The 10,943-nt window shown below is 69.0% G+C and carries 9 protein-coding genes and 3 pseudogenes; 7 read left to right on the top strand and 5 right to left on the bottom strand.

The annotated features are described in order from the left end of the window. Positions 1-80 precede the first annotated feature (80 nt). From ccmC to ccmA, 3 genes and pseudogenes are all read right to left on the bottom strand, one after another. Positions 81-830 (bottom strand): annotated as a pseudogene (ccmC, locus tag FU658_RS01215) (heme ABC transporter permease CcmC); the annotation flags it as partial. A gap of 22 nt (positions 831-852) precedes the next feature. Further along, positions 853-1,551, bottom strand: coding sequence for a heme exporter protein CcmB (ccmB, locus tag FU658_RS01210; protein WP_147890434.1), 699 nt, complete (start codon positions 1,549-1,551; stop codon positions 853-855). Then, positions 1,548-2,216, bottom strand: coding sequence for a heme ABC exporter ATP-binding protein CcmA (gene ccmA / locus FU658_RS01205; protein WP_147890433.1), 669 nt, complete (start codon positions 2,214-2,216; stop codon positions 1,548-1,550). Before ccmA ends, ccmB begins: the two co-directional genes overlap by 4 nt. Before the next feature lie 177 nt (positions 2,217-2,393). Between ccmA and FU658_RS01200 the strand changes: the two genes are divergently transcribed. From FU658_RS01200 to FU658_RS01190, 3 genes are read left to right on the top strand one after another with little or no spacing between them, the layout of a single operon-like run. Continuing rightward, positions 2,394-3,542: a pyridoxal phosphate-dependent aminotransferase gene (locus tag FU658_RS01200; RefSeq protein WP_147890432.1), complete on the top strand. Its 1,149-nt coding sequence runs from the start codon at positions 2,394-2,396 to the stop codon at positions 3,540-3,542. 8 nt (positions 3,543-3,550) lie between these two features. After that, entirely contained in the window at positions 3,551-4,360 is an 810-nt protein-coding gene (locus tag FU658_RS01195; protein WP_147890431.1) for an amidohydrolase, read from the top strand. 5 nt (positions 4,361-4,365) lie between these two features. Further along, positions 4,366-6,177, top strand: coding sequence for a CehA/McbA family metallohydrolase domain-containing protein (locus FU658_RS01190; protein WP_147890430.1), 1,812 nt, complete (start codon positions 4,366-4,368; stop codon positions 6,175-6,177). Between the two features lie 425 nt (positions 6,178-6,602). Here the strand turns inward: FU658_RS01190 and FU658_RS01185 are convergent, their stop codons facing one another. After that, positions 6,603-7,031 (bottom strand): helix-turn-helix domain-containing protein, encoded by a 429-nt coding sequence (locus FU658_RS01185; protein ID WP_147890429.1) that lies wholly within the window; start codon positions 7,029-7,031, stop codon positions 6,603-6,605. 245 nt (positions 7,032-7,276) lie between these two features. On the opposite strand from FU658_RS01185, the gene FU658_RS01180 reads away from it, so the two are divergent. The 4 genes and pseudogenes from FU658_RS01180 (at position 7,277) to FU658_RS01165 (ending at position 10,054) form a co-directional block, all read left to right on the top strand. Beyond that, on the top strand, positions 7,277-7,576 hold the full coding sequence (locus FU658_RS01180; RefSeq protein WP_147890428.1) for a hypothetical protein: 300 nt from the start codon (positions 7,277-7,279) through the stop codon (positions 7,574-7,576). Continuing rightward, on the top strand, positions 7,573-8,403 hold the full coding sequence (locus tag FU658_RS01175; protein ID WP_147890427.1) for a DUF2145 domain-containing protein: 831 nt from the start codon (positions 7,573-7,575) through the stop codon (positions 8,401-8,403). Before FU658_RS01180 ends, FU658_RS01175 begins: the two co-directional genes overlap by 4 nt. Before the next feature lie 109 nt (positions 8,404-8,512). Then, a pseudogene (locus FU658_RS01170) lies at positions 8,513-9,028 on the top strand (phosphohexomutase domain-containing protein); the annotation flags it as partial. Positions 9,029-9,113: 85 nt separating this feature from the next. After that, positions 9,114-10,054, top strand: a pseudogene (locus tag FU658_RS01165) (isopenicillin N synthase family dioxygenase). 32 nt (positions 10,055-10,086) lie between these two features. On the opposite strand, the gene FU658_RS01160 reads toward FU658_RS01165, so the two are convergent. Beyond that, entirely contained in the window at positions 10,087-10,893 is an 807-nt protein-coding gene (locus tag FU658_RS01160) for an SDR family NAD(P)-dependent oxidoreductase (RefSeq protein ID WP_147890425.1), read from the bottom strand. Between the last annotated feature and the right edge of the window lie 50 nt (positions 10,894-10,943).

Here is a 10,943-nt window from a genome sequence, read left to right as displayed (position 1 = left end):
AGCAGCGCATCGAGCATCGTGAACAGCAATGCCGCAGCAGCCACGCCGCCGGCCACGAGCATCGCCGTGTGCCTGGATGCGTGGCGGGCGGATGCCACGGCCCGTACCCAGTCCTTGCCCGCTTCGCGTTCGAGCATTTCATTGCGCGCGCGCTGCAGCAGCGCGGCGACGAACCAGAATTTCGTCGCCACCACCATGACCAGCAGGGGCGGCAGCATAGAGGCGTGGAGGTCGGACTCTCCGGCCAGCAGGCGGATCGTGGCGCCCTGGTGCAGGGAGTTCCACCAGTCCACCGAATAGCGGATCACCGGCAGCAACACCACGCCGACGATGGCGAGGAAGCCCGCCGCCCGCGCGCCGCTGCGGCGGTCCTCGATCGAGGCGTACAGCGCCATGACGCCCAGGTACATGAAAAGAAGCAGCAGTTGCGAGGTCAAGCGCGGGTCCCAGGTCCACCAGGTGCCCCAGGTGGGGATGCCCCAGACCGCCCCGGTGACCAGTGTGATGACGGTGAAGCCGGCGCCGATCGGCGCGCAGGCCATCGCCAGCACCTCGCACAGCTTGATGCGCCACACCAGCGCGATCGTCGCCTGGATCGCCATGACGGCCCAGACCATCAGGCTCATCCAGGCCGCCGGCACGTGGATGTGCAGGATGCGCGTGCTCTCCCCCTGCAGCCTGTCGACCGGCGAATCGAACAGGGCCAGGTAGAAGCCGACGGCGGTCAGCACGAGCGCCGGGATCCACATCCACGGCAGCCAGCGGGTGGCGAACGCATGGAAGCGCGGCGGTGATCCTGTTTGATTGAACCAGAGCCAGATGCGATTCACAGGTCGGCGTCCAGGGCGTGGGTCATGTCAGGGCGATGCGCAGTGCGGTGGCCGCGGCAAGCGGTGCGAGTACGAGGGCCAGGGCGAGTCCACCGGCCAGCAGGCCGATCACGCCGATCCAGGGCATTCCTTGCGCGGCCAGCATCACGCTGCCGGCACCGAAGACGAGGATCGGCACGTAAAGTGGCAGTGCGAGCAAGCCCATCATCATACCAGAGCGGCGCATGCCGACCGTCAGTGCGGCCACCACGCCCCCCACCAGGCTCAGCAGTGGCGTGCCCACCAGCAGCGAGACCAGCAACGGCCCCAGAAGGTTCCCCGGCAGGTACATCATCTTGCCCAGGATCGGGGTCAGCACGATCAGCGGCAGCGCCGTGGTGGCCCAGTGCACGGCCAGGCGCAGGCCCACCAGCCAGGCCAGTGGCGAGGGCGAGAGCAGCATCTGCTCCAGGCTACCGTCCTCGTGGTCGCCGCGAAACAGCATGTCCATCGTCAGCAGGCCCGACAGCAGCACCGCGATCCACAGCACGCCCGGGGCGATCCTGGCCAGCAGTCCGGGATCGTCGCCAAGCGCCAGCGGGAACAGGGTCACCACCAGCAGCACGAAGATCACCGGCTGCATCGCGTCGCCACGCCGGCGCCAGACCAGCCGCAGGTCGCGCGCCAGCATCGCCGCGCCGGAACGCCACAGGCCGGGGGCGGGCAGGCCGATGCCGCTCATGCCGGATGCTCCACCGGAACCCGCGACGGATCGCCCAGTACCAGCATGCGCGTGCGCACCGGCGGCGCGGCGTAGGCCCCGTGCGTGGTGACCAGCGCAGCCGCGCCACCGGCCACGTGCTCGCCGATGACCCGGTTGACCAGGTCGATGCCGTCCAGGTCGAGGTTGGCGTAGGGCTCGTCGAGCAACCACAGCGTGGCCGGCAGCAGCAGCAGCCGGGCCAGGCCCAGGCGCTTGCGCTGGCCGGCGGACATCTTCCCCGCCGGCGTGTCCTCGTAGCCGGCCAGTCCGACGCGGGCCAGCGCCGTCTCGGCGTCGGTGCCGCTGCGTTGACCGTTGATCCCGGTGGCGAAGGCCAGGTTCTCCAGCGCCGTCAGGTCGGCCTTGTGGCCGGCGTGGTGGCCGAGGAAGGCCATGCCCGGTGCCCCCATGCCGCGCACGATGGGCGCACCGCCGAAGCGAACGTCGCCCTCGGACAGCGCCAGCAGGCCGGCCACCACGCGCAACAGGGTGGTCTTCCCCGAACCGTTGGCGCCGGTCACCAGCAGCACCTCGCCGGGGCCGACCTCGAAGTCGATCGGACCGAACACGGGCGCGTCGTTTCGCGAATAGGCCAGCCCGCGGGCGGTCAGCAGCACGGCGGTGGCGGGGGAGGACGTGGTCATCAAGGGGCCTGTGGTTCCGGGACGCATGCTACCGATGCGCCGGGTGGGGGTCCATGACCGGGATCATCCCGCGCCGGTCCGGCCACCCTGCCTTATCGCTTGCCGGGGCATTGCGTACACTGGCCGGCCACGCGCGCGGGACGCTAGCGCGCACCGAAACGAACCGAGGGACCGCGGATGCAGATCCAGACCCGGCTGCCGAAGGTCGGCACCACCATCTTCACCGTCATGTCGCAACTGGCCGTGCAACACGGCGCGATCAACATGGGCCAGGGCTTCCCGGACTTCGACGCGCCCGGCTTCCTGCTCGATGGCTTCGAGCGTGCGATGCGCTCGGGCAAGAACCAGTACGCGATGGCCACCGGCATCGCGCCGCTGCGCCAGGCGATCGCGGCCAAGACCGAGGCAATGTACGGCCGCGCGATCGATGCCGACACCGACGTCACGGTGACCAGCGGCGCCAGCGAGGCGATCCTGGATGCAGTGATGGCGCTGGTGCACCCGGGGGAGGAGGTGATCGTTCTCGACCCCTGCTACGACTGCTACGAGCCGGCCATCCACATGGCCGGGGCCGACGCGGTGCACGTGCCGCTGGACCCGGACAGCTTCGCGGTGGACTGGGACCGCGTGCGCGATGCGATCACCTCGAAGACCCGCATGCTGTTCATCAACAGCCCGCACAACCCGTCCGGGGCGGTGCTGGGCGAGGCGGACATGGCCACGCTGGCGGAACTCGTGCGCGGCACGCGCATCATCATCCTGTCCGACGAAGTCTACGAGCACATCATCTACGACGACGCCCGCCACGAAAGCGTGCTGCGCCACCCGGAGCTGGCCGAGCGCAGCGTGGTGGTGTCGAGTTTCGGCAAGACCTACCACTGCACCGGCTGGAAGGTCGGCTACGCGGTCGCGCCGGCGGCGCTGTCGGCGGAGATCCGCAAGGTGCACCAGTACAACACCTTCTGCACGATGCAGCCCGCGCAGTGGGCCTTCGCCGAGGCGATCGAGCAGCACGCCGACCACCACCTGGGGCTGGGTGCGTTCTACCAGCCCAAGCGCGACCGCTTCCGCGAGCTGCTGGGCCAGACCAAGCTGCGGGCGCTGCCGGTGCCCGGCGGCTACTTCCAGCTGGCCGACTATTCCGCCGTCAGCGACCTCGACGACCTGGCGTTCGCACGCTGGCTGACGATCGAGCACGGCGTGACCGGCGTGCCGCTGTCGCCGTTCTATGAGACCGCGCCCGAAGGCCAGCGCCTGATCCGTCTTTGTTTCGCCAAGGACGAGGCGACGATGGTCGCGGCGACGGAGCGGTTGGCACGACTGTGAGCACGCCAATGGACGATTTGCGCGTAACGCTGGTGCAGGGCGACACCCTGTGGCACGACCCCGACGGCAACCGGGCGATGTATGCCGAACTGGCGCGGCCAGTGGCTGGCCTGAGCGATATCGTCGTGCTGCCCGAAACCTTCACCAGCGGCTTCAGCAACGATGCGCTCGATCGCGCCGAGGACATGGACGGACCCACGATCCCGTGGATGCAGGGATTGGCGCGCGAACTCGACGCGGCGGTCACCGGCAGCGTGCAGATCCGCACCGACCAGGGCGTGTTCAACCGCATGCTGTGGGTCGAGCCCGATGGCCGGGTGCGCCACTACGACAAGCGCCACCTGTTCCGCATGGCCAACGAGCACGAGCGCTATTCGGCTGGCCGCGAGCGCATCACCTTCGAGTTCCGTGGCTGGCGCATCTGCCCGCTGGTCTGTTACGACCTGCGCTTCCCGGTGTTTTGCCGCAACCGCTTCGACCACGACGCACCGGGTCGCTTCGACTACGACCTGCTGCTGTTCGTGGCGAACTGGCCGGCGCCGCGCCGGCACGCCTGGCGCAGCCTGCTGGTGGCCCGGGCGATCGAGAACCTGGCCTGCGTGGCGGCGGTGAACCGCGTGGGCACCGATGGCAACGACGTGCCCTATGCCGGGGATTCGATGGCCATCGACATGTTGGGCCAGGCCCTGGTGGACCTGACCCAGCAGCCGAGCGTGGCGACGGCGACGTTTCCGGCAAGCGCATTGCAGGCGCACCGCGAGCGCTTCCCGGCGCAGTTGGACGCCGATCGATTCGAATTGCTTCCCGGCGTGGGCTAGGCCCGATGGCCGCGATCCGCCTGGCGGTTGGAGTCGCACTGCTGGTGCTCGCGGGCGGATGTGGCCAAGCGGGGATCGACCAGGGTGTGCCGGAAGCGGAGATCGCGCGGCTGGAGGCGGTGGCTGGCGAGGAGCGCTGGTGGCGCGGCAACCTGCACACCCACGATTTGTGGAGCGATGGCGACGACTTCGCCGAGTCTGTCGCCAGCCGGTATCGCGAGGCGGGCTACCATTTCCTGGCCCTGACCAACCACGACAGCGTCATGGCGGGAGAGCGCTGGCTGGAGTTGGCCCGCTCGCCGGGTGGTGAAGTGGCCCTGCAACGTCGGCAGGAGGCGTTTCCGGAACACCCCATCGAGGTCAGGTCAGGGGTGCTCGGGCCCCGCGTCCGCCTGCTGAGCTTCGCCGAGGTGGCCAGCCTGCTTGAAGTGCCGGGCGAGTTCATGCTGATGCCTGGCGTGGAAGTGTCGGACAGTTTCGAAGGGATGGCGATCCACCTCAACGCCTTGAACACGCCGGACCTGGTCCTGCCAGGCGGCGGCCCGGACCCGGTGGCGGTCATCGAGCGCAATCTCGCGGCCTACCGGGCCTTGTCCGAAAGCGCTTCGACGCCGATCGCACTGCAGCTCAACCATCCGAACTTCGGCCGTTCCCTGACACCGGAACAGATCATGCGCGTTTCCGACCTGCGCTTGATGGAGGTCTTCAATGGGCATCCGATCTCCCGGGACAACGGCGATGCGCTGCGACCCGACATGGAGCTGGTGTGGGACAGGGTGTTGACCCACCGGATCGTCAGCCTGGACCTGCCGTTGGTATACGGGACGGCCACCGACGACGCGCATCATTTCCTCGGGCTGCCCAATGGTGGTGCCCGGCCGGGCCGCGGCTGGGTGCAGGTCCTGGCCGCAAGCCTGGACCGGGCTGCCGTGGTCGAGGCGATGCTGGGTGGACGCTTCTATGCGTCCACGGGTGTTGCGCTCGAGCGCGTGGTCTCCTCGCCCAAGGGCATCCGGGTCGAGGTGGCCGGCGAACCGGGCGTGGACTACACGATCGAATTCATCGGGACCCGGACCGGCTTCGACCCCGACACCCACGCTGCGGTGGACCGGTTCGGCCGCCCCGTCTATGCCTCACGCGTCTACGATCCGGCCATAGGCGCGGTGCTCTCCCGGGTCGATGCGCGTGTTGCGGAATATCGATTCGACGAGGGCGACCTTTACGTGCGTGCCCGGGTGACGGCCTCCGAGCGCCATCCCGACCCCTCCAGGCCATTGGAGTACCAGCGCGCGTGGACGCAACCGGTCGAGGGGCCCGCCGCGGCCCTCGCCCGCGAGCGCGCCAGTGCCGGCCAGGCGCCGCCGCTGCCGGACCATGCCCTGCACAGGGACGCGATTCCCCGCTTCCGGCTTCTCGATCGCAACCGTCCCATCGACTACGGCCGGGTCGACACCTGTGGCATCGACGTCGTGCGACGCGGCGACAACCGCGCCGGCGCGATCGTTCCGGAGGGAAGCTCGGTATACATCGGCGGCTGGATTGCCGACGCGTCGCACGACCGGCCGCCCGATTCGATCGGGCTGCTGCTCGAAGGCGGGGAAACCTATTTCGCGGAAGGCCCCAACGGCTCCGCCCGGCCCGATGTCGCCCGGGCCCTGCAGCAGCCTCGACTGGAAGGCGTGGGCTTCGACATCACCGCGCGCCTGGACGGTGTCGCGGCAGGGGAGTACGCACTGGGCTTGATCGCCTTCTACCCTTCGGGTGCCGTGCGATGCAGCCGCGACGGCCTTGTCAGCATCGCCGAGGTGGCGCACTGAGCCGGGCATCGCGTCGCGTGCGCCCGGGCGCGGAGGGTCGCGGCCGCAGAGGTGGGCAGGAACTCGGCGATGAGTTCAGCACGCTGGTCCGCCGGGTGGTGATCGGGCCCGCCTAGGTGCCCTCGACGCGCCGATAGGGTTCGAACAACTGCAGCAGCCAGGGCTTCTGCGCCAGCACGAGGCTCACGCCGAAGCGCTCGCCCACCGGCAGCGTGGCATCTCGGGCCAGCAGGGCATCGAACTCGCGGGCCAGTTCGTCCAGGCGCCGCTGCAGTTGCTGGATGCCCCCGCTGCTGAGGCTGCGCTGAGCAGCAGCAGGGCGTCCTTTTCCCCATCGAAGGGATCGGCGAAGAAGTCGCCGAGAAGCGCGTGGCGGAAATAGCGCTCCATCGGCCCGTCGGTGCGCCAGCGGAAATTGCGCGCGGTCAGCAGGCGGGCCCGGTTGCCCGGTTGCAGTTCGATGATCCCGAGCCGGTCGAGCCGGGCCAGCAGTGCCGTCCATTGGGCTTCATTGAAGTCGAAGTGTGCCAGCGCGTCCTGCTGCGCCAGCGGTTGAGGGTCAGGAACATCGCCAGCAGCAGGCGCGGATCATCGACCAGGGCCTGTTCCTGCTCCAGGCCCAACTGCGCCATGGCCGGGCGGGTACGTCCGGCTTCGGCGCTGAGTTCAGCCAGGCCGATGTCCAGCACCGCACAGATCTGCTCGAGCCGCTGAAGGCTCATCGCTCGCAGCGAGAACATCCGCTTGACCGCGGCCTCGCTGACCCCCAGCCGTCCGGCCAGGTCGCGGTAGGTCATCGCCTGCGCGCGAAGGCATCGCTTGAGTGCGTCGGTGAGTTCGCTGGAGATGGCCAACGTATTGGAATCCTAGTCCTGCAGGGCATCTGGAGCATAACCCGGTTCATTTTCATTGCTGCAGTCCCCGGCCTTGCGCGAACGTCCGGCAAACCGACCTGGAGATCCAACATGCCGATCCACCGTTCCCGACCATCGATCCTCGTGCTGGCTGCCGCCGCTGTCTCGCTGTGCGTGCACTCCACCGCGCTCCCGGCCCAGTCCGAAGCGGTCAGCCGGCAGTCCAGGCCAGCCTTGCGGCTTCGGTGGAGGTCCCCTTCGCGGCCTTGCATGCCTTGGCGGAAGGGGCCCGGTTCTCGGTAACGGCGGTGCGCTTCAGTGGCGAGGTCGCGCTGGTCACCCTGTCGGCCGCCGTGGAGGGTTCAGCCATGGTGGTCGAGGTCTCCGCGCGGCTTGCCCGCGACCTGGGCCTCGCGGCAGGGGCCGCGGTGACGGCAAGCGTGGTGGCGACAGGCTGGATCCTCAGTGTCGCCGGCGAGGCCCTGGCCTATGTCGCCGATGAAGCCACCCGCCCGCTGGTCCATTCGCGGAGGATCTCCGGATGAGTCGCCGGCTCAAGTGCCTGCTCGCGGGTGCACTAGTCTCGCTGCATCTGTGGGCCGGGGCCGCGCAGGCCGGCGGCAATTGCGACGCCGACCCGGTGTCGCCGCTGCAACTGGCCGCTGCCGCCGAAACCGCGGTGCGCGTGGCCGCTGCACTCGACCAGGCCGATGCGCCGGTGGCGCTGGTGTCCCGCGTGGGTGCCGATCTTTCCCGCCACGGCCTGGTCTACAGCCACGCGGGCTTCGCCGTGCGCGACCATCCGCGGGGGCGCTGGAGTGTCGTGCACCTGCTCAACGAGTGCCGCAGCACCCACTCCGGCCTCTACGTGCAGGGGCTGGTGAACTTCTTTTCCGACGACCTGGTGAACCAGGATGCCCGCATCACGTGGCTGGAACCGGACCTGGCACGGCGGCTTGCGTCCCACCTCGCCGGCCCCTCGGCCACCACGCTGCATCACCCGCGCTACAACGTGATCGCCCGGCCCGGCAGCCGGGACTACCAGAACTCGACGCTGTGGATGGTCGAGGTGCTGGCGACCCAGCTTGCCGACTACCCGGGCCCGGTGGACCGGGATGCGGCCATCGCCCACGCCGAAGCGATGGGCTTCGAGCCGGATCGGATCCGGATCGCCTACACGCGGCGCGTGCTGGGCGGCCTGTTCAGCACGAACGCTGTCTTCACGGACCACCCGGTCGCTACCCGGGTGTCGGGCAGCTATCCCGTGGCCACCGTGCGTTCGATCCTGGCGTGGCTGGCGTCGACGGGGAACATCACTTCAGAGCTTGAGTGGTGGGCCGGTGTGCTGCAGCACGCCGGCGGGCCAGGCTGAACGCCGTCCGGAAACCACGCGCCGCGAAAAGCAGAAAACCGGCCTGAAAAGGCCGGTTTTCTTTGGGGGAACTCGCTGAACTCAGCGGTTGCCGCCGCCGCCACCGCGGCGCCTGAAGGGGCCGGTGGTCGGGACGCTGATGACCAATTACGGGCTGGAGAAGGCGTTCGCGACGGCGGGTATCGGATTCGTCCGCTCGCGCGTGGGTGACCGATACGTGCACCAGCAGCTGATCGCCCATGGCGGCAACCTCGGCGGGGAGACCTCGGGCCACATCCTGTGCCTGGACCGTGCGGGGACCGGTGATGGCGCGGTCAGCGCACTGCAGGTCCTGGAAGTCGTCCAGCGCAGCGGAAAGACGCTGGCCCAGTTGCGCGAGGGCTTCACCAAGGTGCCCCAGAAGACGGTCAACATCCGCCTCGCCAACGGTTCGCGCCCGCTGGATGTGCCCTCGGTGAAACAGGCCCTGGCGGCCGCCGAGGAGCAGCTTTCCGGGCGGGGCAGGGCCTTCATGCGGCCCTCGGGCACCGAGCCCGTGGTGCGGGTGACGGTCGAGGCGGGCGACGCCGCCGAGATGGAGCGCCTGCTGGCCGGGCTCAGCGACGCGGTGCGCGCGGCGGTCTGAGGTCGTTCCGGCCTGACGTCCGTCAAATTCCGATCATCGCCGCCGGCGCATAATGCGCCCCGGCCACCCCCGTACGAGTCCTGACATGTCCACGATCCCGACCCTCGATATCAGTCGCTTCGACGACCCCGCCCAGCGCACGGCCTTCGTCGCCGAACTCGGGGCGGCCTACCGCGAATGGGGTTTCTGTGGCATCCGCGGGCACGGCATCGCGCCGGCCGCGATCGATGGCGCCTACGATGCTTTCGTGCGCTTCTTCGACCTGCCCACCGAGGTCAAGATGAAGTACCACGTTCCCGGTACCGGGGGCGCGCGCGGCTACACGCCATTCGGCGTCGAGACGGCCAAGGATTCCAAGTTCCCCGACCTCAAGGAGTTCTGGCACATCGGCCGCGAGCTGCCGGAGGGTTCGAAGTACGCCGACGTCATGCCGCCGAACCTGTGGCCGGAGGAGGTGCCGGGCTTCCGCGAACGCGGCTACGGGCTCTACCAGGCGCTCGACCAGCTCGGCTCGAAGGTGCTGGGCGCACTGGCGCTGCATATCGGGCTGGACGAGGCGTACTTCGCCGACAAGACCGACAACGGCAATTCGATCCTGCGACCGATCCACTATCCGCCGATCACCGCGGACGACGTGCCCAACGTGCGTGCCGGCGCCCACGAGGACATCAACTTCATCACGCTGCTGGTCGGCGCAGCGCCGCCGGGCTGGAAGTGCTCTCGCGCAAGGGTGAGTGGGTGGCGTTCACCGCCGCGGAGGACACGATCGTGGTGAACATCGGCGACATGCTGCAGCGGCTGACCAACCACGTGTATCCCTCGACCACGCATCGCGTGGTCAATCCGCCGGGTGACCAGGCGCGCAAGCCGCGCTACTCCACGCCGTTCTTCCTTCACCCGAACCCGGATTTCCTGATCAGCACGCTCCCCGGATGCGTCAGCGACGCGAACCCGGACCGCTACCCGGAGCCGATCACCGCGCACGGCTACCTCGAGGAGCGGCTGCGCGAGATCAAGCTCAAGTAGGCCTGCCGCGCGCTTCGGAGGGCGGGCCTTCCTCAGGAATCGTCGCGGAAGTCCTTGGAGCGGCGGCCGATGATGCGCCGCGCCACGCCATCGGGCAGGTGCTTGGCGACCTGGCGGATGAGCCGGTAGCGCCAGCCGGGAATGCACATCGGTTCGCCCGCCTCCAGGGCGTCGATGCCGGCGCGCGCCACGTCGTCGGCCTGCAACCACATCCGGGGGGACATCCTCGACACCTGTGCACGGGTCCCGGTGACGTCGTGGAACTCGCTGTAGGTGAAGCCAGGGCAGAGCGCCGTGACGTGGACGCCGCGCGGGGCGCATTCCAGCGACAGCGACTCGCTGAACCGGATCATCCAGGACTTCACCGCGCCGTACATCGTGTGGCCGGCGGAGCCGGGCACCAGCCCGGCCACCGAGGCCACGTTGAGCACGCCGCCATGGCCCCGTGCCTCCATGCCGGGCAGCAGGCGGTGGGTCAGTTCGGCGACCGCGCCGACCATGACCTGCAGGAAGTCCGCATGGGTCTTCCAGTCCGAGGAGAGGAAGCGCCCCGGCACGCCGTAGCCGGCGTTGTTGACCAGGATGTCGACCTGGAGGCCGTCGCGCTCGAGCTGTTCGACGATGCGGCCGGGTGCGCCGGCGTCGGCCAGGTCCTCGGCGATGATGGCGACGCGAACGTGTTCACCCAGTTCGCTGGCGAGCGCTTCGAGCCGTTCGCGCCTTCGCGCCACGAGCACGAGGCCGATGCCACGCTTCGCGTACTCGCGGGCGATGGCCTCGCCGATTCCGCTGGATGCACCGGTGACCAGGGCGGTTCGTGGACGCTTGGATTTGCTCATCGGGTGGATCCGTACAAGGATGCGGATCGGGAAGTCTAGCCGCTGTGGTG

Source organism: Alkalisalibacterium limincola, from assembly GCF_008017755.1.
Lineage (GTDB): Bacteria > Pseudomonadota > Gammaproteobacteria > Xanthomonadales > Xanthomonadaceae > Alkalisalibacterium > Alkalisalibacterium limincola.
This window is presented reverse-complemented; position numbering and strand designations above follow the sequence as displayed.

Excerpts from the sequence above, each read along its gene's own strand:
- ccmB (WP_147890434.1), bottom strand. The coding sequence starts at position 1,551 with ATGAGCGGCATCGGCCTGCCCGCCCCCGGCCTGTGGCGTTCCGGCGCG.
- ccmA (WP_147890433.1), bottom strand. The coding sequence starts at position 2,216 with ATGACCACGTCCTCCCCCGCCACCGCCGTGCTGCTGACCGCCCGCGGG.
- FU658_RS01200 (WP_147890432.1), top strand. The coding sequence starts at position 2,394 with ATGCAGATCCAGACCCGGCTGCCGAAGGTCGGCACCACCATCTTCACC.
- FU658_RS01195 (WP_147890431.1), top strand. The coding sequence starts at position 3,551 with ATGGACGATTTGCGCGTAACGCTGGTGCAGGGCGACACCCTGTGGCAC.
- FU658_RS01190 (WP_147890430.1), top strand. The coding sequence starts at position 4,366 with ATGGCCGCGATCCGCCTGGCGGTTGGAGTCGCACTGCTGGTGCTCGCG.
- FU658_RS01175 (WP_147890427.1), top strand. The coding sequence starts at position 7,573 with ATGAGTCGCCGGCTCAAGTGCCTGCTCGCGGGTGCACTAGTCTCGCTG.
- FU658_RS01160 (WP_147890425.1), bottom strand. The coding sequence starts at position 10,893 with ATGAGCAAATCCAAGCGTCCACGAACCGCCCTGGTCACCGGTGCATCC.